Origin of the sequence: Mycobacterium seoulense (genome assembly GCF_010731595.1) — a bacterium.
GTDB lineage: Bacteria > Actinomycetota > Actinomycetes > Mycobacteriales > Mycobacteriaceae > Mycobacterium > Mycobacterium seoulense.
In genome coordinates this window covers 4,333,965-4,358,749 of sequence record NZ_AP022582.1, presented here as the reverse complement: position 1 = coordinate 4,358,749, position 24,785 = coordinate 4,333,965, and the positions used below count along the sequence as shown (strand labels likewise).

Below are 24,785 nucleotides of genomic sequence, written 5' to 3'. Positions count from 1 at the left end.
TGACGTCGGTGATCGGCGACACCTAGGGAAGGCATCTGCCGGACTGCCGAATAGAACCCCGGCTCACCCGATCGTGATCGCGGCCAGGCCCTGCCCCACGCGTTCCGGCAGTGATCCCCCGTGGCTCAGCCAGTCGTCCAGCGCGATCCGCACGGTCGCCATCGCCAGCGCGCCGATCAGGCGGGGCCGGGGGTCTTGCGGGGCCAGCCGCGGCAGGCGCGGCGCGATGAGATCGGCGATGGCCAGCTCGTAGCGCACGTAGATGTGGAGCGTCCACGCGTCCAGCGTCTCGGAAGACCTTGTGAGAGTAGCTAATTCACGAATCCGGTCCTCGATGTCGGCGGACCCGGCGGCGAGCTCCGCGAAGGCGCCGATGACCGCGTCGGTGGCGCTCAGGTGCTCGGGTTGGGCGGCCAGCGCGGTGGTGATCCGGTTGAGCCAATGGACGGTCATGCCCTCGGCGACGGCGTCTTCCTTGGAGTTGAAGTACCGGAAGAAGGTCGCCCGCCCGATGTCGGCTTCGTCGGCGATGCGGTCCACCGTTGTGCCCGCCAAACCGCGATCGGCCACCAGCTGAGCCGCGGCGCCGGCGATGCGCTGACGCATCGCCGTTCGCTTCCGTTCGGCCAACGACGCCGTGGCAGCCATTCCCCCACCTTTTCGACGAATCGACGCCTCAATCGTAAGACATAGTCTTAGCATGAGACGATGTCTCAGGAACCCGTTTCGTCCGATCCGGCGGCCCCGACGGCGCGCGCCGCGTGGCAGTTCTTCCAGCAGATGCTCACGGACGTCACCAAGATCGTCACGGAGGACGCCGAGTCGGAGCGGGAGCTGCTCGAAGGGTTGCGGCTCATCGCCCGCGTCTCGTCCCTATGCGCGCAGATGTCGGTCGAGGCCGACGCCGAGCGGCCCTGTTTCTTCGATATGTGTTCACAAAACCGCATGGTCGGCGGCCCCAACCCCGACGGCAACTACTACCTGGCGATGATCCGTGGCGACCGAAGTTACCGGGTCAGCGGTTCCCGCGGCACGAGTGCGTACCTGGGGCTGCAGGTCCTGGCCGGCACCGGACTCACACCGCGCCGCATGGCGGGATATGTCAGCGACGGCGACTTGGCGCTGGACTCGGGCGAATTCGCGCTCGTGCTCTCGGCGGACGAACCCTCCGAGCTCGCCGGTGCGCAGTGGGTGCAGATACCCGCCGACGCCTCGTCCTTGGTGGTCCGCGAGTACATCGGTGATCGCGCGCGCGAAGAGCTGGCCACGCTGCGGATCGAGGCATTGGATCCCGGCCCGCTGACGCCGCTGACCGACGGCGCGCTCGCCGATCAGTTCACCGCGATGGCCTGGTCGTTGATGAAGCTTGCGACGCTGCACCGCAGCATCAAGCCCGAGCTGCTCGACATGCCGAACACGTTGCTGACCGCCGAGGCCGCGAGCCTGGGCCCCGCCGACACCACACCGGACAACCTGTACATGATCGGGACCTACCGGCTTCAACCCGGCGAGGCCCTGGTGCTCGACATCGCGCCCCCCGACACCCGGTACTGGAATGTCACGCTGGAAAGCATCTGGCACGAGTGCCTGGAACCGCGCGTCCGGCACAGCTCGGTGACGAACCGTGGCGTGGTGCCCGACGCCGACGGCCGGGTGCGGATCGCGGTCTCCGCCAAGGATTTCGGAGCCGGCCACTGGCTTGACACCGGCGGCAGGCATCGAGGCTTCGTCGTCTTGCGCTGGCTGGACAACCCCAGCCCGCCCGAGGTGACGGTGACGGTGCGCCAGTGTGAGGAGCCGGTATGAACCTGCAGGACCGATTCGCCCCCGAACGGCTGATCGCCGCCGCCTGCGAGGAAGTCGGAAGCGACGACTTCGGCGCCGAGGGGTGGCGGCCCGGGCTGCACCGCCTCACCGACGGTCTGATCAACGACGCGCGGCTGTCGGACATCGGCGTGGAGATCGCCCACCTCGACATCATGCGGGCCCTGAAGAATCGCCTGGGCGTGATCGCCTGGCGCACACAACATCCCGAGGTCGCCACCAAGCCGATCGCGGCGCCGATCTTCATCGTCGGCCAGCCCCGCACCGGGACCACCATCCTCTACGACCTGCTCGCCCAGGACCCGCAGCTGCGCGCCCCGTTGACATGGGAGGTCGACGAGCCCTGTCCGGTTCCGCAGCCGGAGACCTATCACGACGACCCGCGTATCGCGCAGACGCAGGCCAGCATCGACATGTCCGAACAGATCATGCCGGGCTTTCTGGCGTTTCATCCGATGGGCGCCCGCGTCGGGCAGGAGTGCGTGCGCATCACCGCCGGAGAATTCGTCAGCATGATCTTCTCGGTGCAGTACCGCCTGCCGAGCTACTACCGCTGGCTGCTGTATGAGGCGGACCACGCGGGCGCCTACCGCTATCACCAAATCTTCTTGCAACACTTGCAGTCCGGGGTGCCCGGTCAATGGTTGCTCAAATCTCCGGCGCACCTGTGGCAGCTCGACACGCTGCTGGCGGAATACCCCGACGCACTGATCGTGCAGACGCACCGCGACCCGCTCAACGTCATCTCCTCGATCGCCGCCCTGACCCACCACCTGCGCCGAATGTGCAGCGACGAGTCCAGCATCGCCGAGTGCGCGGCGCAGTCCTATGAGGAGATCGTCGTCGGGCTGCAGCGCGAGATGGCCCTGCGAGACAGCGGGGCGGTGCCGGCCGACCGCGTGATCGACGTGCAATACCGCGACTTCGTCAAGGACCCGTGGACCACCATCAAGGACATCTACCAGCGGCTCGATCGCGAGCTGCGACCCGAGGCCGAGCAGAGGATGCGCGACTTCCTGGCCGTCCACCCCGGCGACGGCGGGCGCGGCCGCTACACGTGGTCAGACACCGGCCTGCAGGAGGGCGAGGTGCGCGAGCGGGTGCGCGCCTACCAGGAGCGCTACGCGGTGCCGACCGAAAACCTGCGTTGAAGCGGCCCGTGTCCGCCGAACAGGTTGCGGCGGCAGCCGGCGTTCCGTTCCCGTCCTCACGGCGCGAGCCTGACGAAGCCCGGCGGCATCGGTTGCGCCGGCGGCATGGGTGAGGCCGGCACCAGGCCGCCACCACCCGTGCTACCACCTCCGCTGCCGCCACCACTCGCCCCGGCATCGCCGCCGCCGGTACCACCCTGGCCGGTGGCAGGGCCGCCTTGCCGAGGCGCACCCGTCGGAGGCTTCAGCTGTTGGGGTGGCGGCGGCTGCTGCTTCGGCGACGGCGGCCGCTCTGGCAACGGTGGCAGGCGTTTTGGTGTGGGCTGCACCGCGATCGCCCGGGGCGGTGTCCGGAGATGCTCGGCCGGCGGTGGTGGCGGAATATCCGGCGGCGACGGCGGGACCATGTCTCCGGACGGAAGCGCCCTGACCGAGGATGCGAGCGCTATGCCATGCGCGCCGGTCTGCTTCACGTGAGGCAGCGACAGCACGCCGCCCGGCCCCTTCCGCCACCCGGGGCCGCTGTGCCACAGCCGATTCGACGCCGGTGCGGTCTGGGCCATGATGGTCGCTATCTTGCCCTGTTCGCGCGGGCAGTAGGCCTCAACCGACGCGGTGATGAACCGGGTCATGGTGGACGTGAGGCGGGTGCGGGGGTAAAGGCGTTCGACCGGATCCTGGGTGTACGCATTGTTCAACATCGCGTCCACCATGGTGTCCACCGAGATCCCGCGATCGAGTACGCGACAAACCTTGTGGGCTGTGGAGATGAGGGTCGGCATGCCTTCGACGGCGGGGATTCCTTCCGCGGCGAGAAGGGCGATGAACTGCTCATCTTGGCTCGGGTCGGCCGCTGCCGCGCCGTCGCGCACGATAGCGCCGCCGGTCAGCAAGACAATGGAGGCAAGCAGGGCGCTGCCGTGGCTAGTGATGCCGGTGAACATGGCGGTGATTCCGTTCTGCTAGGGCCGTCAGGTGACGGGCGTTGAATCCGTGAATTTTCCGCACGTACGGCCGTTACGACCGTTGGTGCACAACGCGTTCGGCGACGAGTGCTGCCAGAGTCGACTTCCCGGCAAGTCGTAGGCCATAGTCGTCGGCGAATCGGGCAATGACCGATTGTCTTCAGCGCTTCCCGGTGGCAGCCGCAGCTGCTGGGCGAGATACTCATCGCCCATTCCGCCAGATCCCGGCGGCCGCTGGATGGCGCGTCTGGCAAAGGGCCCGCCGTTCAAAAACGGCATGGCCGAAGCGTACCGCCGCCATTCCGACCTGCGGAATACCTAGAACCTGGGTGTCAGCTGGAAACTGGCTGTCATCCGTGCAGCGAAATTGCGCCGGCGCCGCGAAAAGTTCACCGACGGAGACACATCGGTGCAGAGCCCGACGCCCACGCCCTTACCGGGACACGGACCGGCTTGCACGAGACCCTCAGCACCACAGGGTCTTTCGTCAATGCTGTTGTCGGTTCGCCGTATACCGTTTGTTGGCAGCATGATTCGATGCTTGCACCTGATGCCACGGCGGCAGCGGATCCCAAAAGCCGCGCAGCACGACCCGGTCACCCTTGGCGGCTAAGCGGTCGATCTCGAGCGGGTAAGATCACCACCAAGCGGGAGGACACCATCGCATGACGCCTTGACCGTTGCCAGCGGCAAGTGAAGGCTCTTGCACCGCAACGCCTTAGGAGCGGCCATGGACGAGGACTGCCTCAAACTCACCACCTATCTGGCCGAGCGTCGGCGAACCGATGAAGGCTTCGTGTCCGATGCGATGCTCGACCTGTGTGCGCGGCATCGCATCGCCTGTGGCGTGGTGCTGCGCGGCATAGGCGGCTTCGGTACGGGGCGCCACGTGAGGACCGACGAGTCATTGACGTTGTCCGAGGATCCGCCCGTCGCGATCGTCGCGGTCGACACGAGGGCGAAGATCGAGGCCCTGCTCGACCCGGTGCTTGCCATCAAGCGGCGCGGCCTGGTCACCTTGGAGCGGGCGCGGTTGCTGCGCGAAGACATCGGGCCGCTGGAGCTGCCCGACGAATTGCGCGAAGCCGTCAAGCTGACCGTGTACGTCGGCCGCAAGGAACGGGTCAACGGCACCCCGGCCTACATCGCCATCTGTGATCTCCTGCACCGGCGTCGCATCGCGGGCGCATCGGTGCTGCTGGGGGTCGACGGCGTCACCCACGGGCAGCGGCACCGGGCGCGCTTCATCGGCCGAAACGCCAACGTCCCGATGATGATCCTCGCCGTCGGATCCGGTGAGCGCATCGCGGGGGTACTGCCGGAGCTGGCGGCGCTGCAGCGCCACCCGATGTTCACGCTAGAGCGGGTCCGCGTGTGCAAACGCGACGGCGAACTACTGGAACGGCCGCACGCCCTCCCCGGGGTCGACGAGCGTGGCCTGCCGCTGTTCCAGAAATTGACGATCTACACGTCCGAGTCGGCCCTCCACGAGGGCGTGCCGATTCACCGCGCGATCGTGCGGCGGCTTCGGCAGTGCGAAGCACCCGACGGGGCGACCGTGCTGCGCGGCATCTGGGGATACCACGGCGACCATCGACCGCACGGCGACAAGTTCCTGTCGCTGCGCCGCCGCGTCCCCGTCGTGACCATCGTCGTGGACACCCCCGCCAACATCGCCGAAACCTTCGATGTGATCGACGAATTGACGCGCGACGACGGGCTGGTGACGAGCGAGATGGTGCCCGCCGTGGTGTCGGACGAACACGACAGCGACGACGGGCCGCCGCGGATGGCCCACCACCGCTACTAGGTCAGCCGGCGACCGAGGCGTCGTAGATCGACTGGATCGCCTTGTCCAGCGTGGCGTTGAACTGCTCATCGGACTGGTCGACCGTGAGCCCCTCGGTCAGCGCGCGGCTGAAGCTGGCGATCAACCCGGTGTTCTTCGCCAGCAGTTCGTTGGCCTCTTCGCGCGAATAGCCGCCGGAGAGTGCGACCACCCGCATCACCTTCGGGTGTTCGATCAGGGGGCGGTAGTAGTTGACCTCGCTGGGCAGGCTCAGCTTGAGCATCACGCGCTGCCCGTCAGGCAGGTTCTCGAGTTGCTTGGTGATCTCGTCGCGCAGGATCGGCTCGGCCTCCGCCTTGTCCGAGATCGAGATGGTGACCTCCGGTTCGATGATCGGCACCAGACCGTGCGAGAGCACCTGGTGGGCCAGCTCGAACTGCTGGGCGACCACGGCGGCGATGCCCTCGGGGTTGGCCCCGCCGATCACCGACCGCTCCTTCGTGCCGAAAACGCCCAGGCCGACGGCCCGCTCGAGCAGCCCGTCCAGGCCGGGGATCGGCTTCATCAGCTGTACGTCGTCGGACGCCTCCGCCAGGCCCTTGTCGATCTTGAGGATCGGCACCACGCCCTTGGTCTCCCACAGGTAGGTGGTCGACGGTTTGCCCGCGATCTCGCGGTCCATCGTCTGCTCGAACAGGATGGCGGCCAGCACGCGGTCACCGGTGAACGCCGGCGAGGTGATGATCCGCGACCGCATCTGGTGGATGAGGTCGAACATCTCCTCCTCGGACGAGTACGCGTCATCCTGGATGCCGTAGAGGCGCAGCGCCTTGGGCGTCGAGCCGCCGCTCTGGTCGAGCGCCGCGATGAACCCCTTGCCTGACGTCATCCGCTCGGCTTGCTGCTGGTTCGGCATGGAAGTTCTCCACTCCTTCGTGGTCGGCGTATGGGCACGGCGCCGGCGGCGCGGCGCACCCTCCGATGATCGTGCCGATCATATTCGGCCGGTTGTTTCCGGAGGAGGCAGGCCGTCAGAGCTCGGCGTGATCGGGCTGCGCGGTGGCGGGTCTGCCGCGCCACAGCGCCATGCGATCGAGAAGCCGGTCCCGCAGAACGAGCGTGTGGAAGAGGACCGCGCACATGTGCGCGGTGAACGTCAGGAACAGCAGCAACGCGAAGACGCCGTGGCACTCGCGCAGCACCGCGAACACGTCGATGCTCTGCGGCGCGATGCCCGGCAATCGCAGCCGTCCCGCCAACGTGACGGGAACCCGCGCTGCCGACAGCATGGCCCACCCGGTCAGGGGCTGCAGCAGCAGCAGGGCGTACAGCAGGTATTCCGACCACGTCGCGACGCGCCGTTCCGCACCGCTCATGGTGGACAGGAACGGTGGCGGCCGGTGTCTGAGCCGATTCGCCAGCCGGACGACGGCGAACGCCAGGATCAGGGCGCCCAGCGGCCGGTGGATGGCCAGCAGCAGCGGGTAGTAGCTCAGCGACGCGACCATGGTGACACCGATGAGCAGTTGCGCGATGACCATCGGCGCCATCAGCCAGTGCAGCACGCGGGACGGGAGCGCGAACCGGGTCGCGGCGGCGGCGCCTCGCGTCACCGGAGCACCCGGGAGACGTCGACGGCGCTGGGCGTCTTGGGTTCCTCGGCGCGGCGGGTGAACGAGCGGGCGTAGACCGCCGATCGCGCGGCCAGCAGTGGGTCGTCGGAAGCCGTGATGCCGTCCGGCAGGACCAGCGGATCGAAGTTGATGTCGCGCGCGTTGCCGGGAGCCTCGGTGTGCACGGCGGTGACGGTGATGGTGCCGGCATCGACGGTGCGGCGCGACACCGGCCACGGTGTCGTGGCGTCGTTCGTCGGGTCCCCGGGCTCGCCGACGGTGAGGACCAGCCGCCAACTCAGCGGTCGCTGGGACAGCACGCGGATGAGGTCGTCGAACAGGTAGTCCTTGCCGCCCGCGGGCGCCGGCGTGCCCGCCGATTGCTGCGGGACCGCGGCCCAGCGCACCGGAACCGTCGCCCCGGCGGCGTTGGTGAACCGGAACGCGTTCAGGCCGTAAAAGGCGCTGTCGGCGAACCCCGCGCTCGGCGGGGCCTGCTTGATCACCTTCAGCGCCGCGACGGTCTCGGGATGGCGATCGAGGAAGGCGGCCATCTTCTCGGGGTCAGGCTTGCCGGTCCCCGGTACGGGTTGGGATGCCAGCAACCGGTCGTAGAACCCCTGCGGTGTGCTGTCCGGGAAGACCGGGATGTTGACCATTGCGGTGCGCCATTGTTGGCCGTCGGGACCCTGGAAGAGCAGGCCGAGTCCCCTGACGGTGGTGCTAACGTCCGCCTGATCCGGCAGGCCTCCCGACAGGGAGAAGCGGCCGATCAGGGGGACGTTCCCCGCTCGGAAGACCGCGGCCCGGCAGATCGCCGCCCCGGCGCCGGTGCTCGCGAAGGTTCCCACCGCGCTCAGACCCTTGGCGTGGTTCCGGCGGAAACCGTCGTGGCGTCCGTAGACGTGTTCGAAGCGGTCGGCGAATCGCGGGGGGGTCAGCGCGTCGGGTCGCAGCCAGCCGCCGGCGTAGGCGAATCCGCCGACATCGACCGCGGCGATGCCCGCCACGGCACCCATGCCCAGCAATGCCCGCCGGCGTGACACCGCGTCGGGGACGGGCCGGGCGGGCTCGACGTCGCCGGGCGGGTCGTCCGGCTCGCCACCGCGATCATCGGGCTCCATGCCGACCGCCCTTCCGTGTGTGCGCAGGCCACGGGGCCCACACGGGACACGAATCCGATTGAGCTGATTCACGCACGGGCCGACGCCGGGCGCAACTTCTGTGGGGACCGCCAGACACACTCACTGGACGGGGCGGCGACGCGATCGGTTCAGTCGTTTTGAGTGTGGTTCGCCCCGTGTCATACCATCGAATAAACAACTTGCGGCTGCATCTGTTGCTAGCAGCGCAGATCGACGGAGTGTGTCTCCTCCGAAGGCAAGCGCTATCCGCGGGGTTGAACAAGCAGCCCCCGGCCTCGGCAGCGGCTATTTTGAGAGCTAACAGCGTCCCACCGGGGACCGAATGTGAGTGATAGACCATGGGCGAACAAACCGGCGATCCGATCGATCCGACCGCATTCGCAGTAGGAAAACAGCAGGTAGATCAGGCGGTTGTGCTCACCGTCTCGGGTGAAGTGGACATGCTCAGCTCGCCGCATCTGGCCGAGGCGATCCAGACCGCGCTGGGGACCAAACCCGCCGCGCTGATCGTCGACCTCTCGAAAGTCGACTTCTTGGCGTCGGCCGGGATGACCGTCCTGGTCACGGCGCAGGCGGAGGCCGAGCCGCCCACCCGGTTCGCGGTCGTCGCGAACGGGTCCGCGACGAGCCGGCCGATCAAACTGATGGGAATCGACAGCGTGCTCGCGCTCTACAGCACGCTCGACGACGCGCTGAGCGGCGTCGCTGCTGGGTGAGCCGTGATGGGGGCACAGCTGGAAACGATGGGACGCTCTGACCATCAGGCGCACACCGCGTCGAACCTCGATGACCCGTCCCGCTTCGTACGGAAACGCGTCGCCGCCGACCCGCGCAGCGCCGCGCGGGCCCGCGCCGAGTTCGGCACCTGGCTCGAAACGCATCTTGCCCGCGGCGCCGACCGGTTCAGCGACGTGTTGCTGGCGGTGAACGAAGCCATCGCCAACGCCGCGGAATTCGCCTATTGCGACGCCTCCCAGCGCGGGACGCTGGACGTGGGTGCGGCCTACGACCACCGATCCGACGGCCTGGCCGTCACCGTCGACGATCGCGGCCATTGGCGCCAGAAAGTTCCTGCCCAGCACCATCAGCAACTCCGCGGGCGCGGCATCCCGCTGATGGAGGCGCTCGCTGACGAAGTGACCATCGACCGCACGCCGCACGGAACCCGCGTCACGATGACCTGGACCGACCTGACGCGACGGCCCTAGGCGTCGAAGTCCTGGTGCGAGGCATCGGCGATGTGCTTGGTTCGCAATCGATTTCGTTGTTCCCCGCAAGGGGCGCCGTAACATCTGCGCCATGGAACCGAGCCGTCGGTGGGGCGACGACCGCGCGATCCTCGACGACGAGGAGGCGCGCAGGCGCATCCTGGACGCCGCGGGACGCTGCATCGTGCGACGCGGTAACACGCAGTTCCGGATGGGCGAGGTGGCCGACGAGGCGGGGGTCTCGCGGTCCACTGTGTACCGGTACTTCCCCGGCCGCGACGACGTCCTGCTGGATCTGATCCTGGCGCGCGTCGACCGCGCACTCGGCGAGTTGGTGCGCTCGCTGGCCGCCCCGGACGATCCCGCGCGGTCGGTGCCCGAGATGATCCTGGCGCGCGTCGAATCGGTGGACGGCGACCCACTGAACGAGGCGCTGTTCGCCGCCGAGAGCACCGCCGTGGCGACGGCCCTCGAGCGGGGTTCGGAGCCCATCGTGGAGACGCTGTTGCGGCACTACGAACCGTTGCTGGAGCGGTGGAAATCGGCGGGCCGTCTGCACGCGGATCTTGATCCACGGTCGGTCGTCCAGTGGCTGCACGCGACCACGTTGTTCCTGCTCGCGCCCACGTGGCGACACCGCCCGGCCGTCGACAAACGCGAGTTCGTCGAGCAGTTCGTGGTGCGCGCCCTGGTACCGGAGATCAGACAATAACGGCGTATTGTCTGATGTTCGCACGATCGCGTATTTTTGTCTGGCCCCGTGCCGCGACGCCCCCCGGGCTCGCGGCGCGGGTGACATGTCCACGCCACGAAACGAACGGATATGAGAAACCCTGTGTCGCAGGCGGTTTCGGCCGCCGGCTTGGCCGCTCACCTAGGCCGCGGCGTGGGCCGGGTAGCCACCGACGCAGTGGTCGGTGGTCGGTTCGGGTTGCCCCGCCGGGTTCAGGACATCGACGCGGGGGTGCTCTCGAGGCTGATGGGCACCACAGTGCGGTCGGTCCGCGTCCTAGGCAGCGACGCGGGGACGTCGACGCGAGCGCGGCTGGTATTGACCGGGAAGAACGTCCCCGACTCGGTGTTCGTCAAGCTCGCGGCGAAGTCGGCGGCCACCCGCTTGATGGGTGAGTTGGGCCGGCTCGGGCAGACCGAGGTGCGGTTTTACAGCCGGCTCGCCCCGCAGGTCGTGGGCGCTCCGTATGCCTACGGCACGGCGTTCGATCCGTGGACCGGGCGCTACCTCGTGGTGCTCGAAGACCTTCCCGCCGAGTCATGCGAGTTCCCCGACACCTTGCACCCGCTCTCGCTGGAGCAGGCCGGCCTGATCGTCGAGCTGCTGGCGGATCTGCACGCCACCTTCTGGGAACGCCAACCCCGCCACGCGCGCGGCCCGCTGGGCTGGGTCTACACGCCCTCCGGCGACGTCACCTCATTGCTGACCGGCTCGCTGATGCACGCCTCCATCAAGCGCCTTGCCGAACGCACCGACATCCCCGTCGAGAACGGCCGCTTCATCGCCGACAATTACCGTGCGGTCGCCGCCCTCATCGACACTCCCCCGAACACCGTCATGCACGGCGACGCCCATCCCGGCAACATGTACTTCCACGGCGGCAAGGCCGGCCTGCTGGACTGGCAGGCGGTGCGGCGCGGGCACCCGTCCCGGGAACTCGCCTACACGCTGATCACCAGCCTCACCCCCGAAGACCGCCGGGCGACCCAGCGCGAGCTGCTCGACGACTACCGCCGCGCGCTCGCGGCGGCCGGCGGACCCGAGCTGGACCGCGACGACCTGTGGCTGCGGTTCCGCCAGGCCGCGCTGTATGCCTACGTCGCCCCGCTGATCACCGCGGGAATGGGCGGCATGCAGGTCGAAGACATCGCCATGGAAGGGTTGCGGCGCGGCGTCGCGGCGCTCGACGACCTGGAAACGGTCGCGGCGCTGAAGAGTTCGCTCTGAACCAAGCAAAGTTTGCGCCGAACCTATTGCGGTGGCCACCCCACGAGTTACGCTACTTCCCGTAGCGAAATGCTGGCGCGTCTTGTCGCGTCTTCGGCCCCGTGGCGGCAAGGAGAGTCCCGTGTTCGACCTGAAGATCATTGGTGGCACCGTCGTCGACGGCACCGGCGCGGGGCGCTATCGCGCCGACATCGGCATCAGGGACGGCAAGATCGTCGACGTCGTCCGTCGCGGGGCCGGTGACCCCGCCGCGGGTGGCCTGCAGACGGCACAAGCCGCCGAAACCATCGATGCCACCGGGCGTGTGGTGGCCCCCGGCTTCGTCGACATCCACACCCACTACGACGGTCAGGTGAGTTGGGACGGCCTGCTCGAGCCGTCCAGCGGGCACGGCGTCACCACCATCGTGACCGGCAACTGCGGCGTCGGCTTCGCCCCGGTGCGGCCCGGCACCGAGCAGTGGTTGATCGAGTTGATGGAGGGCGTCGAGGACATTCCCGGCACCGCTCTCACCGAGGGCATCACCTGGGGCTGGGAGACCTATCCCGAATACCTCGACGCGATCGGCAAACAGAAATTCTCCGTCGATGTGGGCAGCCAGGTCGCCCATGGCGCCATCCGCGCCTACGCGATGGGCGAGCGCGGGGCCCGCAACGAACCGGCGACGCCCGACGACATCGAGGCGATGGGCCGGCTGGTCCGTGAGGCGATCGAGGCCGGCGCGCTCGGGTTTTCCACGTCGCGCACGATGGGCCACCGCGCCATGGACGGTGAACCGGTGCCCGGCACGTTTGCGGCCGAGGATGAGCTGTTCGGGCTCGGGCGGGCCATGGCCGCCGGCGGTCAGGCCGTCTTCGAGCTGGCGCCGCAGGGCTCCGCGGGCGAGGACATCGTCGCGCCCAAGAAGGAACTGGACTGGATGCGCCGGTTGAGCGGCGAGATCGACCGGCCGGTCTCCTTCGCCCTTATTCAAGTGGACGCCGACCCCAACCTGTGGCGCGAGATGCTGGACCTGTCCGCGGACGCGCACGCCGAGGGCGCCCGCCTCTACCCCCAGGTCGCGGCTCGCCCGTTCGGCATGATGATCGGCTTCCAGGGTCATCACGGCTTCAGCCACCGGCCCACCTACCGCCGGCTGAAGGCCGAGTGCAGCCGCGAGGAACTCGCGCAGCGCCTGGCGGACCCGGCGGTGAAGGCCGCCATCCTGGCCGACGAGGACCTGCCCGCCGACCCCACCCTGTTGTTCGACGGAATGTTTGCCCTGGTCCAGCATTCGCTCAAGCGGCTCTACGCGCTGGGCGATCCGCCCGACTACGAGCCGACCCCGGACCGCTCTGTCGCCGCCATCGCGGCAGCCCGCGGCGAGGACCCGCTGTCCACGCTGTACGACCTCATGCTCGAGCGGGACGCGACCGCCATGCTGATGCTGCCGTTGTTCAACTACGCCGACGGCAACTGCGACGCGATCCGCGAGATGCTGCTGCACCCGGCCGGCGTGCTCGGGCTTTCCGACGGCGGCGCCCACTGCGGAATGATCTGCGACGCTTCGTATCCCACGTTCCTGCTGACGCACTGGGCGCGGGACCGGCGCCGGGGCGAGAAGCTGTCGCTGGAATACGTGATCCGCAAGCAGTCCCGTGATACCGCCCACCTGTTCGGCCTCACCGACCGTGGCACCATCGAGCCGGGCAAGAAGGCCGACATCAACGTCATCGACATGGACGCCCTGACGCTGCACCCCGCCGCGATGGCCTTCGACCTGCCCGCCGGCGGCAACCGGATCCTGCAGGGAGCCAGTGGCTACGCCGCCACGATCGTCAGCGGGACCGTGACCCGGCGCAACGACGTCGACACCGGGGCCCGCCCCGGACGTTTGGTGCGCGGAGCGCGTTAAGGCTCCGCACGTGAACGCGCCCGCCGGCAACCCGACCCGCACCCGCGACGACGACGCGATCGGCACCCCGCCGGACAGCCCGACCCTGGTTCCGGCCGAGCGCTATTACTCGCCGGCGTTCGCCGCGCTCGAGGTCGCGCGGATGTGGCCGAAGGTCTGGCAGCTCGCGTGCATGGTCGACCACGTCGCCGAACCCGGCGACTACTTCGAGTACCGGTGCGGACCGTACGGGGTGCTGATCGTCCGCGGCGACGACGGGCTGCTGCGCGCCTTCCAGAACGCCTGCCGCCACCGCGGCAACTCGGTGTGCGTGGGCTCGGGCTCGGGGCTGCGCGAGCTCAAGTGCGGCTACCACGGGTGGACCTGGGACCTGGCCGGCGCGCTCAAACGGGTGCCCAACCGCAAGGGCTTCGGGTCGCTCAAGCTGTCCGACTTCCCGCTGGTGCCGGTCCGGGTGGACACCTGGGCGGGCCTCGTCTTCGTCAATCTCGACCTCGACGCGATGCCGCTGCCCGAATATCTGGAGGCGGTGCCCGACGACATCGCCTGGTGCCGGCTCGACGACTTCCGCTGCTATGCCACGCTGACCGTCGAGGTCGACGCGAATTGGAAGACGATCGCCGACGGTTACAGCGAGACCTACCACATCCAGACGCTGCACCCGGAATTGCTGCGCTGCGTCGACGACATTCATGCGCCACAACAAATCTGGGGTCACACCGGCAAATCCGACCAGCCCTACGGCGTCCAGAGCCCCCGCTTCGACGGCGCGCTGAGCGACGAAGAGGTCTGGGACGCCTACGTTTACACGCAAGGGGCGCTCATGGGCGCCGTCGAAGGCACCCCCTTCCCCGCTGATGAGCGCCGGGCCGGGCAGACGGTACAGGATCTGATCGCCGCGCACACCCGGGCGTTCGCCGCCACTCGCGGGGTGGACCTCGACTGGGCCGACACGGACCGCATCACCCGGCTGCACCAGTACAACGTCTTCCCCAACATGACACTGCTGGCCAACGCCGACCACCTCACCGTCATGTGCTCGCGGCCCGGCCCCGATCCCGACAGGGGTGAGCTGGTCATGTTCTTGATGACGCGGATGCCGCCTGGTGCTCCGCGCGCCAAACCGACCGACGTGCGGGTGCCCGCCGGGGAGGCCGAGCCCGGCGTGGTGCTCACCCAGGACATCCAGGTGCTCGCCGGACTGCAGCGCGGCATGCATCAACCGGGCTTCACCCACTTGGTGCTCTCCAGCGAGGAGCGCCGCGTGATCAACATGCACCGCAACCTGGAGCGCTATCTGGACCTGCCCCGGTCCGAGCGCGCGAGCGGCGCGGCCAATCAGCCGCCGTCACCATAATTTGTGTGTAGACACGCCGTAATCGGCCCGATGCGATTTAGAATCCGTCTCGTGATGACCCCGTCAAACCCGTGGGGGGACGACCGAGGGCAACTCGCGCATCAGCTACAGATGCGATATCAACCACTCGCGCGAAGACGCGCGCGGCGAATGTGCCGGAGCTTCGAACGGGTCGGCGTCCGAACGGCGCCCGACCGCCTGCAGGAGATGCTGGCGGGCGCGCCCCTGGCCGCCCACGAGGTGATGGACGTCAAATTCGCATTGATCGCGCTGCGGTTCGACCGGGAAACGCGCGCCGCCCGGTACAAGCGGCTGAAGCGCCAAGGCACCCGCTCACTGATCTTCGCGGGGTTGGTCCTGGTCGTGCTGAACTTCTTGATGTGCATGGCGTACGCCCTGCTGAACCTGGCGGAGCAGGGCGCCCCTCTGTAATCCGCTTTGTCCCTCAGCGCGGGACGACGATGCCGTTGTCGTAGGCGTAGACGATCGCCGCCGCACGGTCCCGCAGGTCGAGTTTCCCGAAGATCCGGCCGATGTGGCTTTTGACGGTGACGCCGGAAATGCAGAGTTCGTCGGCGATCTCGGCGTTGGAAAAGCCCCTGCCCATCAGGGTCAGCACGTCGAGCTCTCGGGTGGTCAACTCGGCGGTCGCGGTGCCGCGAGGCCCCGGCGCGGCCTTGCGATAGGTGGTCAGCACGCGCGCGGTGACGGCCGGATCGAGGTAGCTGTCGCCCCTGGCGACCGCCCGCACGGCACGGATCAGTTCCTCGGCGGACGAGTCCTTGAGCACGAAGCCGGCGGCCCCGGCGCGCAGCGCCTCCGAGAGCAGCTCGTCCTCGTTGAAGGTGGTCAGCGCCAACACCGGCGGCGTCCCCCCGAGCCGGCGCGTCGCCTCGATGCCGTCGACCCGGCGCATGCGCAGATCCATCACGACGACGTCGGGCCGGTGCGCGGCCACCGCCGCCGGCACCTCGTCACCGTCGGAGCATTCCGCGACGATGACGAACCCGTCCTTGCGGCGCAGGATCCGGCGCAGTCCCGAGCGCACCAGATCCTGGTCGTCGACGAGGAGGACGGTGATCTCGGGCGTCTCCGCGTGGTGGGGGATCACGCCTTGCACCACCACGGCCGCCAGCCCGTGTCACCTTCGTGCAGCGGTATGTCGGCACGCACCGACCACCCCTCGGCGGTGGGGCCGGTGTCGATGGCCCCGCCCAGCAGCTCGACGCGCTGACGCATGCCGCGCAACCCCCGGCCCTCCGCGGACAGCGGCGCGGCGATCGCGACCGGCAGCCTGTTCTCCACGGTGAGGCCGGCCGACGTCGCTGAGACACACAGCGCCACCGTCGATTTCGAGTCCGGGGCGTGCTTGGCGATATTGGCCAGCGATTCCTGGGTGATGCGGTACAGCGCCAGGCCCACGGCCGCCGAGACGCGCTCGGTCGGCCCGTCGACGCGCAGCGTGACGTCCAGGCCGGCGCGCTGAAAGTCCGCCACCAGGACGCCGATGTCGTCGATGCCGGGTTCGGGCGTCGTTTGAGCGGCCTTCGTCGGCGAGCTGTCGAGCAGTCCGACGGTGCGCCGGATGTCGGCCATCGCCTGCCGGCCCAGGCGTTCGGCCTGTTCCAGCGCCTCGACCGCGTCATCGACATCGCGGTCCTGCTGCAGCGCCCGACGCGCACCCGTCACATGCAGCAGGGTGATGCTCAGCGAGTGCGCGATGACGTCGTGCACTTCCCGGGCGATGCGCCGCCGCTCGTCGGCGGCGGCGTGCTGGGCCAACATCTTCTGCGCCTCGATCTGCTCGGCCAGCAGCAGCCGTTGGGCACGCATCACGTACCCGAGTAGCCACCCTGCGCCGACGAAAGCCAGATAGAGCACCACCGCGTCCAGGCGGTGCAGTGCGGCCGCGGCCAGCAGCAGCGCGGCCGCAGACACCGCCGACAACAAGCCACCCGCAATGGAACTCAATGTCGCAGTTGACAACACCATCAGCACCAGCAGCGCCGGTGCGAAATCGGCGTGAATGGGGGTCGACGTGCCGAACAGCATCATCGCGGTGGCCGTCGACCAGGTCGCCCACATCAGCACCGGGCTGAGCTTCGTATTCAGGAAGAAGAACACGAGCGTCGGCGCGATGGACACCGCGAAGGCGGTCAGCCCGACGGGCAGATCGGCGGAAGGACGCTGCAGGATCGCGATCACCGCGCCGCCGACGTGGCTGACATCGACGGCTATCAACGACGCCCAGGTCAGACCGACGGGAATCAGCTCGCCTCGCCGGCGAAGCTGTTCCCGCAGGTATCTCGTTGCGCCACGCAACATCGTCCAATCGTAAAAGAGCGCGCGACCTGGTGACATCATCCCGTGGGCGGCAATCACCTCCGCCCGTGGTAGGAGACAAAGACTGCACTTCGGCACGACGCGCACCGCCCGGTTTCTTTCCTAGCGTCGAGTCATGACATGGACACTGCTGCACGACCGAATGGCCTTCATGGCCGAAGTGATCAAAACCGCCGACACCGATCCCGAGGCGGCGCTCGCGTTGGTCGCCGACTCCTCGGACGTAGCCCGGCTGTTCGGTGACGAGGAGGGCCTGCTGCTTTCACTGGGACAGCGCTGGATCACCATGCTGGTGGCCAAGCTGGACCAGGCGGCGCACGAGGGGGTGCCGGCCGAACAGGTGCGGGCAGACCTCGAGGCCGCCGAGCCCGGCCTGCACGCGCTGGTGCGGATCGGCTCCCGGCGCTCGCTGCGGGTGCGCTCCCTGTCCCGGGGCGAGCACGTCGCCGTGGGCCTCTTCGGCGGACCGGCGGGCGATCGGCAGACCGTTGCATGACCGCGGTGGATTACTGAGGCGGCTCACCGGTCGCTATGCGGTCCTGGTTGTCGGCCTGTGGGTCGTGGCGGCGGGCGCCGCCAATCTGGTTGTCCCGCAACTGGAGCGGGTGGTCGACTCGCACGCCCGATCCTTCATGCCCACCGACGCGCCAAGCGCTGTCGCGGCGGCGCGCGCCGCCCAGTTGTTCGATCAAACACCGAGCAATAACTTCGTTTACGTTGTGCTGGAACGCAATCAGGCGCTTGCGCCGCGCGACCGCCAGTTCTACGACGCGATGACGGCGGCCCTGGGATCCGATCATCGTCACGTGTACGCGGTGACCGACCTGTGGTCGCAGCCCGCCACGGCCGCCGGCGCGCGGAGTTCGGACGGGCGGGCCGTCAGCGTCATGGTGCGGCTGGCCGGGATGCTCGGCACCGCTCAGGCGCGCGATTCGGTGAACGCCGTGCGCGCCACCGTCCAGAGGCTTTCGCCGCCGGCCGGCTTGGACGTCCATGTCACCGGGCCGGGCGCCACGATCGTCGACGAATTCTCCGCGATCGATCGGCAGATGCTCGGCATCACCGCCGCCACCATCGGCCTCATCCTGCTCCTGCTGCTGATGGTGTACCGATCGCCGATCGCGGCGGCGATTCCGCTGATCTCGGTCGGGCTCGCCCTGGCCCTGGCCCGCGCCGTCGTGGCCGCCCTGGGACAATCCAATGTGGTTGAAGTGTCGCTCTTTTCGGTCGCGCTGATGGCGGCCATGACGCTGGGCGCCGGCACCGACTACGCGATCTTCCTGGTCGGCCGCTACCACGAAGGCCGCCGCCGCGCCGTCGCACCGGCCCAGGCGCTGGCGGAGGCCTACCGTTCGATCGCGCCCGTGGTGATCGGGTCGGCGCTCACGGTGTCGGTGGCGCTGGCCTGCCTGGTGTTCGCGCAGGTGGGTTCGTTCCGCAGCGCCGGGTTGCCGTGCGCCGTCGGCATTCTGGCGACCATGGCGGCCGCGCTGACCCTGACGCCCGCGCTGATGAGCCTGGCCATCCGCCGGGGGTATCTCGAACCGCGGCCGTCGGGGACGGCGCGGCACTGGCGCCGCGTGGGGACCGCCGTCGCCCGCTGGCCCGGCCCGATCCTGGTCACCGCGGGCGGGTTGACACTGCTGGCCGCGCTGCCGTTGGCCGGCATGCGGGTCGGCTTCGACGAACCCGCCGCAACGCCGTCGTCGACCGACTCCAACCGCGGGTACGTCAGCGCCGATCGCCACTTCGCATCCAATTCGCTGTTGCCCGACGTCATCGCGATCCGGGCCGACCACGACCTGCGCAACCCTGCCGGCCTGATCGCCATCGAGCGAATCACGCGACACATCATGGCCGTACCCGGTGTACGCGCGGTGCAGTCGGCCAGCCGGCCCGACGGCAAGGTCCCCGAGCAGGCCACCCTGAGCTATCAGGCCGGTGTGCTCGGACGGCAGTTCGGGGACACCATGGACTCGCTGACCCAACGCCTCAAACGGGTCTCCGAGTTGGACGGCGCGCTGGCGCGGACCCAGCTCGCGGTGGACGGCTTGGGGAAGGGCCTGCGCGGCGGCAGTGCGGGGCTGGCCGAGGTGTCCGGAGCCGCAGACGACATGCGCGCCGGGATGGATGGGCTGCAGCGCAACGTCACCGCGGTGTCGGGATACCTCGACCCGCTGCGGGACTTCGTCGGGCGAACCCCCGACTGCGCCGCCAACCCGATCTGTTCGACCGTGGACCGCGTGCTCCAGCCGGTAGACAGCCTGGTGCAGACGTCGGCACGCCTCGACGCCGGCGCCGCCGAACTGACCAGCGGTTCGAGCACGGCCGCCACCGCGATGGCCGCTCTGCCGCAGAGCGTGGCCTCGATGAAAGACGCGTTGGGGCAGGCGCGTTCGGCCACCCATGACCTCCTGAGCCTGACCGATACGCTGGGGCCCCAGATGCGGCAATTGACCGACTACCTCAACGAGCTCGCAACGCAATTCCAGGGCAGTGCGGCGGCGGATTTCTACCTGCCGCAGCGGGCTTTGACCGATCCGCGCTACACCGCCGCCCTGGGCCACCTGATCTCCGGGAACGGCCGCGCCGCTTACCTGCTGGTCTACGGCGAAGGCTCGGAGTGGGGCTCCGACGGAGCCCAGCGGGCAGACCAGGTGCGCGGCGCCATCAAGGAGGCCACCAAGGAAGGCACCCTGGCCCCCACCGAGGTGGACCTTGCCGGCGTCGGGCCCGTCACTGCCGACCTGCAGCGCTTCGTCGCCGGCGACGTCAAGCTGCTCGTCGGCGCCGCGTTGGTGCTCATCTTCTTGATCGTCACGGCGATGCTGCGCAGCCCGGTCGCGGGGCTGGTCGTCGTCGGAACCGTCGTCACCTCCTACGCGTCGGCCGTCGGTGCCAGCGTGCTGATCTGGCAGCACCTGCTCCACCACGAATTGCACTGGGCCGTCGCCCCAATCGCGTTCATCGCGCTGATCGCCGTCGGGGCGGACTACAACCTGCTGCTGGCGTTGCGTATCAAACAAGAATCGGCGGCGGGCCTGCGGACCGGCATCATTCGCGCGTTCGGCGGTACCGGCGGGGTCGTCACCGTCGCGGGCATCGTCTTCGGCCTCACCATGCTGGCGTTGCTGAGCAGCAGCGTGCTCAGCATCGCCCAGATCGGCACCACCATCGCGGTCGGGCTGCTGTTGGACACCCTGGTCGTGCGGGCCTTCATCGTGCCGTCCATCGTGGCGCTGCTTGGCCGCTGGTTCTGGTGGCCGCGCACGCTACCCCGCCAAGCCGATGTCCCCGCTGACGCCCCCGTGGCACGGCCGGTTTCGATGGCTACTGCCGCGGGATCACGACGGTAGACGGCAACCCCACCAGCACGCCCTCGACGTCGCCGTCGGCGCTCACCATCAGGCCGCGTCCCGGCGGCAGCGCCTGGGCGCGGACCGAACGGTTGATCCGGTTTTGCGGGTCGTTGTCCATGTAGAGCTGCGCCACCTTCGCCGAGTTCTGGAACCGCATCCACGGATCCATCTGCAGCGTCGCCCAGTTCGCGCTGTTGCGGGTGGTGAAGACGTGCAGGCCGATCTGCCGGGCGCGTTCCATCAGCTTCCACAACGCCGCCCCCACCGGGGGTTTGGGCGGGTAGCTCTGATCGGGGCGCAGATCCTGCGCATCGTCGATCAGCACGAAATGCCGCGGGCCCTCCCACGGCTTGAGCGCGCGCAGCTCCTCCTGGCTCAGGCCCTTCGGAGGCAGTCGGGGCAGCAGGATCTGTTGCGCCAGTTGAGTTATCACCTCGTCGATCTCGTCTTGGTCGTAGGCATACGCGCGCACATAGCCGGGTCCGCTCAGATCTCGCAGCCCGTGCGGGGCGGTTTTAGGGTCGATGAGCGTCAGTTGCGCCTCCTCGGGGCTGAACCGGCTCATGATCGCCTCGCCGATCGACACCAGCGACAGCGTCTTGCCGCAGCCCTGCCGCCCCAGGATCATCAAGCCCGGGCTTTCCCGGAGCTTGAGCGGAACCGGGCCCAGCTCGTGGCGCTCGCCGATCGCGAACGCGATCGACAGGTCGTCGCCACTGGGGTGCGCCGCGTCGTATTCCAGGATCGCGCGCAACTCGATGCGCTGCGGAAGACGCTGCAGGGTGGCGTGTTTGGTGACGCCCGCAACGTCGGCGATCCGCGCCCCGACGTCGATGATGCTGACCAGCGCGCCGGTGGCGGGGTCGGCGAGCGCCGGGACACCCACCCTGAGCTCGTGCAGGCTGTCCGTCAGACCGAAGCCCGGCCTGTTCAGCGTCCGGCGGGCGGCGTCACGTGATTCGAGCGACGAGTGGCCCATCTGGCTTTCGCTCGGGTCGGCCAGCCGCAATTGGATTCGCGCCGTGGCGTTTTGCAGCAGGCTCTGCCGCTGGCCGTGAATCCATCCGCCCGCACTGCACATCACGTGGACCCCGTACTCGGGGCCGCGGCTGCTCAACGAGATGATGCGGTCGCCCAGGACGGTGTCCTTGGAGTACACGTCGTCGTAGTCATCCACCACGACGAACACGTCACCGAAGGGATCGTTGGGGTCGGTGCCGCCCAGCCCGTCGCTGCCCGGTGCGAAGCGGCGCTCGCGGAAGCCGTCGAGGTCGATCTTCAGCCGCCGGAACGAATCCTCACGCGCGTCGATCAACGCGTCCATGCTGCTCAAGATGCGCTCGATACCCTCGGCGTCCTTCGGCGACACGATGTCGGTGACGTGCGGCAGCGACGCTACCTGAGCCAGAGTGGCGCCGCCGATGCAGAAGAACGTCACGCGTGCCGGGCTGTACATCGTTGCCGCCGAAGACATCAGCGTCATCAGCGTGGTCGTCTTGCCCCGCTGCTTGGCCCCCACCACGATCACGTTGCTGCGCAGCGCATCGACGGCGTGCACGACCTGCTTGGACTCCTCGGGGATGTCCATGACGCCGACCGGGAACATCAGCCCCGCGTTCTGGCCGTAGTCCACGTGCCACGGCTTGCCCCGGTAAGCCGACACCAGGACGTCGACGGGCTCCGGGTCCTCCAGCGGCTCGAGCCAGGGCCGCCGGGGCGCCCGGTGCGGAACATGCTGCAACGATTCGCGCAGCACGTCGACGATCTTCTTCCGTTTGAAACCGTCATCGTGATAAAGGAATTCGTCGGGCTCGGTGTCGGCCGCCGCCGCCGCTTCCAGCGCCGCTGCGTCGGCCGCCTCCAGCGGCTGGTACTGCCAGTTGTAGAGCCGCGGCTTGGTCAGGGTCATGTCGACGGTGGTCGCGACCTCCTTGCCCTTGGGCACCACGAAGGGAGCCGAGAGGTAGAAGCAGCGGAACGGTTCGAGGTCGCGCGGCCCCACCTTCAGCAGGGCGAAGCCGTTCTCCTTCGACGGCAGGTGGTATGCGGCGTCCGAACCGATCACCTCGCGGCTGTCGTCACCCGATTCGGCGCGCAGCGCGATCCGGAACGCGATGTTGGACTTGACCTTCTGCAGCGACGACAGGTCCAGCCGCTGCCCGCCGAGCATGAAGAAGACGTTGGCGCCGCGGCCTTCCTGACCGATGTGGATGATCAGATTGATCCACTTCTCGTGATTGGCAAAGAGTTCCAGGTACTCGTCGACGATGACGAGCAGGACGGGCACCGGCGGCAGGTCTCGTCCGGCCAGCCGGATCTCTTCGTAGTCGTTGGCGTCGCGCGCGCCCACCGAAGTGAACAGCTCATAGCGCTGCTTGATCTCGCCGTCGATGACCCTGCGCATCCGCTCCGCCAGATGCCGCTCGTCCTTGCCCAGGTTCGACAGCGCCGCCACGACGTGCGGGATGCCCAGAATGTCCTGGGCCGCCGACTCGAACTTCATGTCGACGAAGATGACGTTGAACGCTTCCGGGGAGTGGGTCAGCGCGATGCCGTAGACCAGGGACAGGAAGAACTCCGACTTTCCCGAACCACTGGTGCCGATGACCACGGAGTGAAACCCGAAGCCGCCGAAGTCTTTCGCGCGGATGATGATGTTCTGCAGTTCGCCGGTGGGTTTGGCGCCGACCGGGATTTCGCACCACCGCTCGTCGCCGCGGCCGCGGCGCTCGGCCCACAACCGGTCGACGTCCAGTTCGCGCGGATCGATGATGCCCAGGCCGCGCAGCAATTCGGCGGCGCCGCCCGTCGAATCCGCGATCTCGCTGCGGCTGGTCGGTGACCACCGGGCCATCGCCCGGGCGTACCGGTAGGCACGGTGGATCGACAGCTGGTCGGCGTGGGCGAAGAACTTGCCGCGCACCCGTAACAACGGCGCCGGGCGCCCATCCTCACCGTCGGCGTCGAACCCGTTCCGGCCGAACCTGACCTCGCCGTTGACCGGAACGCTGTGTCGCTCGCCCATTTCGAATATCTGGTCCTGGGCGAAGCCCACGCCGGTGCCTACCCGGGATGCTATGCGCAGCAAAGTGATTCCTGCCTTGCCGACCTGCCCCACCACGCTCTCCCACGCGTCGGGGCTGCCGGTGTTGTCGTCGACGATCACCAGGTGCGGTCCCAGGTGGGCAGTGTCGGTGCCGGTCTCGAGTGCCGATCCCATCGCGGTGGGGCTCGCCGCCGCGAGCGGTGTCCACGCGCCGCGCTTTCCTTTCATGTGCAGCTCCGCACCGAGGGTCTCCTCGAGCTCCTCCGGTGTGGCGAACACCAGCCGCCGCCAGCCGCACGCGTCGAACAGCTCGTCGTGCAGGTTGTGCGGCAGCCACACCATCCACGACCACACCTCGGGGTTGCGGGTGACCACCATCAATTTCAGGTCGCGCGGATTGTGGAAGACCGCCAGCGAGCACAACACCGAACGCATCAACGAGCGCAGCCGGTCCAGTTCGTCGCCGACGAAGCTGAAACCGGGCGCCGATCGCAGGTTGACCACCTTGGCGATATCACGAATCTTGCGCTGCTCCAAGATGAAATCGCGCAGCGCCTGCCCGGTGACGGGTTCGAGCTCCTCGTCGGAGGCTATGTCGGGCCACGTGACCGACAAGACGGAGTCGGGGGCGTGCTGCACGCCGGTGCCCAGCCGCACCTCCAGGAAATCCGCATCGCCGCGGCCGCGTTCCCACATCCGCGGGCCGCCGATGATCGCCCCCAGCCCGCGCGGATCCGAGTGCAGCGCGTTCTGCCATTCACGCTGCGCGCACACCGCGGTCTGGATCTCGTCGCGGTTGGAGTCGAGGTCCCGCAGGTAGCGGCGGCGGCCCTTTTCCATTTCGCCCCAGGTGATCTTGCGGGCCCGCCCGAAACGTCCGGAGAACGCCAGCATGCTGAACGCGCCGATGCCCATCAGCGGGAAGAACCCGGTCGACAGGCTGCGCACCCCGGACACGTAGAGCATGACGATGGTGCCGATGAGCGCCACGATCAGCGCCGGCACCCCGATCATCACCCAGATGTTGCGGGGTTCGCGCTCCGGCAGCGCGATCGGCGCATTCGGCGCCACCCGAACGGGTTTCGGCGGTTCGATCTTGACCCGGTTGATGGGAAACGCTTTCTTGGACAT

Annotated in this window: 20 protein-coding genes; 12 read left to right on the top strand and 8 right to left on the bottom strand. The window is 68.4% G+C overall.

Going from position 1 to position 24,785, the window contains the following annotated elements; translation table 11 throughout:
- Positions 1–63 precede the first annotated feature (63 nt).
- Positions 64–648: a TetR family transcriptional regulator gene (locus G6N37_RS20205; RefSeq protein WP_163683148.1), complete on the bottom strand. Its 585-nt coding sequence runs from the start codon at positions 646–648 to the stop codon at positions 64–66.
- Positions 649–708: 60 nt separating this feature from the next.
- Between G6N37_RS20205 and G6N37_RS20200 the strand changes: the two genes are divergently transcribed.
- Positions 709–1,806: a DUF1214 domain-containing protein gene (locus tag G6N37_RS20200; RefSeq protein ID WP_163683145.1), complete on the top strand. Its 1,098-nt coding sequence runs from the start codon at positions 709–711 to the stop codon at positions 1,804–1,806.
- Positions 1,803–2,975, top strand: a complete 1,173-nt coding sequence (locus G6N37_RS20195; protein ID WP_163683143.1) for a sulfotransferase family protein — start codon at positions 1,803–1,805, stop codon at positions 2,973–2,975. The genes G6N37_RS20200 and G6N37_RS20195 overlap by 4 nt, the downstream gene beginning before the upstream one ends.
- A 56-nt stretch (positions 2,976–3,031) precedes the next feature.
- Here G6N37_RS20195 and G6N37_RS20190 read toward each other — a convergent pair whose 3' ends face one another.
- The gene (locus tag G6N37_RS20190) at positions 3,032–3,919 is read right to left on the bottom strand and encodes a DUF732 domain-containing protein (protein ID WP_163683141.1); all 888 of its coding nucleotides are present in this window, start codon (positions 3,917–3,919) and stop codon (positions 3,032–3,034) included.
- 751 nt (positions 3,920–4,670) lie between these two features.
- On the opposite strand from G6N37_RS20190, the gene G6N37_RS20185 reads away from it, so the two are divergent.
- Positions 4,671–5,750, top strand: coding sequence for a DUF190 domain-containing protein (locus G6N37_RS20185; RefSeq protein ID WP_163683139.1), 1,080 nt, complete (start codon positions 4,671–4,673; stop codon positions 5,748–5,750).
- A 1-nt stretch (position 5,751) separates the two neighbouring features.
- Here the strand turns inward: G6N37_RS20185 and G6N37_RS20180 are convergent, their stop codons facing one another.
- The 3 genes from G6N37_RS20180 to G6N37_RS20170 form a co-directional block, all read right to left on the bottom strand.
- A complete protein-coding gene (locus G6N37_RS20180; protein ID WP_163683137.1) occupies positions 5,752–6,645 on the bottom strand; it encodes a fructose bisphosphate aldolase in 894 nt (297 codons plus the stop codon).
- A gap of 115 nt (positions 6,646–6,760) precedes the next feature.
- Entirely contained in the window at positions 6,761–7,342 is a 582-nt protein-coding gene (locus G6N37_RS20175; RefSeq protein ID WP_163683136.1) for a cytochrome b, read from the bottom strand.
- Positions 7,339–8,466 (bottom strand): catalase family peroxidase, encoded by a 1,128-nt coding sequence (locus tag G6N37_RS20170; RefSeq protein ID WP_276066458.1) that lies wholly within the window; start codon positions 8,464–8,466, stop codon positions 7,339–7,341. The genes G6N37_RS20175 and G6N37_RS20170 overlap by 4 nt, the downstream gene beginning before the upstream one ends.
- Before the next feature lie 359 nt (positions 8,467–8,825).
- Here G6N37_RS20170 and G6N37_RS20165 point away from each other — a divergent pair, with 359 nt between their 5' ends.
- From G6N37_RS20165 to G6N37_RS20135, 7 genes are all read left to right on the top strand, one after another.
- Positions 8,826–9,203, top strand: coding sequence for an STAS domain-containing protein (locus tag G6N37_RS20165; protein WP_163683134.1), 378 nt, complete (start codon positions 8,826–8,828; stop codon positions 9,201–9,203).
- Positions 9,204–9,230: 27 nt separating this feature from the next.
- Positions 9,231–9,695 carry an ATP-binding protein gene (locus G6N37_RS20160; RefSeq protein ID WP_232075121.1) on the top strand — a complete coding sequence of 155 codons (465 nt, stop codon included), beginning with the start codon at positions 9,231–9,233 and terminating at the stop codon, positions 9,693–9,695.
- Positions 9,696–9,786: 91 nt separating this feature from the next.
- Positions 9,787–10,407, top strand: coding sequence for a TetR/AcrR family transcriptional regulator (locus tag G6N37_RS20155; RefSeq protein WP_163683129.1), 621 nt, complete (start codon positions 9,787–9,789; stop codon positions 10,405–10,407).
- A 111-nt stretch (positions 10,408–10,518) separates the two neighbouring features.
- Positions 10,519–11,655, top strand: coding sequence for a phosphotransferase (locus tag G6N37_RS20150; RefSeq protein WP_163683127.1), 1,137 nt, complete (start codon positions 10,519–10,521; stop codon positions 11,653–11,655).
- Between the two features lie 121 nt (positions 11,656–11,776).
- The gene (locus G6N37_RS20145) at positions 11,777–13,549 is read left to right on the top strand and encodes an N-acyl-D-amino-acid deacylase family protein (RefSeq protein WP_163683125.1); all 1,773 of its coding nucleotides are present in this window, start codon (positions 11,777–11,779) and stop codon (positions 13,547–13,549) included.
- A 10-nt stretch (positions 13,550–13,559) separates the two neighbouring features.
- On the top strand, positions 13,560–14,906 hold the full coding sequence (locus G6N37_RS20140; protein ID WP_163683123.1) for an aromatic ring-hydroxylating oxygenase subunit alpha: 1,347 nt from the start codon (positions 13,560–13,562) through the stop codon (positions 14,904–14,906).
- A 150-nt stretch (positions 14,907–15,056) separates the two neighbouring features.
- Positions 15,057–15,338: a hypothetical protein gene (locus G6N37_RS20135; protein ID WP_174813856.1), complete on the top strand. Its 282-nt coding sequence runs from the start codon at positions 15,057–15,059 to the stop codon at positions 15,336–15,338.
- 13 nt (positions 15,339–15,351) lie between these two features.
- Here G6N37_RS20135 and G6N37_RS20130 read toward each other — a convergent pair whose 3' ends face one another.
- Together G6N37_RS20130 and G6N37_RS20125 are read right to left on the bottom strand one after the other, a co-directional pair.
- Positions 15,352–16,014, bottom strand: a complete 663-nt coding sequence (locus tag G6N37_RS20130; protein WP_163685296.1) for a response regulator transcription factor — start codon at positions 16,012–16,014, stop codon at positions 15,352–15,354.
- On the bottom strand, positions 16,014–17,231 hold the full coding sequence (locus tag G6N37_RS20125) for a sensor histidine kinase (protein ID WP_163683121.1): 1,218 nt from the start codon (positions 17,229–17,231) through the stop codon (positions 16,014–16,016). Before G6N37_RS20125 ends, G6N37_RS20130 begins: the two co-directional genes overlap by 1 nt.
- Before the next feature lie 133 nt (positions 17,232–17,364).
- Here G6N37_RS20125 and G6N37_RS20120 point away from each other — a divergent pair, with 133 nt between their 5' ends.
- Together G6N37_RS20120 and G6N37_RS20115 are read left to right on the top strand one after the other, a co-directional pair.
- On the top strand, positions 17,365–17,745 hold the full coding sequence (locus G6N37_RS20120; RefSeq protein ID WP_163683119.1) for a hypothetical protein: 381 nt from the start codon (positions 17,365–17,367) through the stop codon (positions 17,743–17,745).
- On the top strand, positions 17,738–20,605 hold the full coding sequence (locus G6N37_RS20115) for an MMPL/RND family transporter (protein ID WP_232075119.1): 2,868 nt from the start codon (positions 17,738–17,740) through the stop codon (positions 20,603–20,605). The genes G6N37_RS20120 and G6N37_RS20115 overlap by 8 nt, the downstream gene beginning before the upstream one ends.
- On the opposite strand, the gene eccCa is transcribed toward G6N37_RS20115, so the two are convergent.
- Entirely contained in the window at positions 20,580–24,785 is a 4,206-nt protein-coding gene (eccCa, locus tag G6N37_RS20110) for a type VII secretion protein EccCa (RefSeq protein ID WP_163683117.1), read from the bottom strand. The two genes, G6N37_RS20115 and eccCa, sit on opposite strands and share 26 nt — an antisense overlap.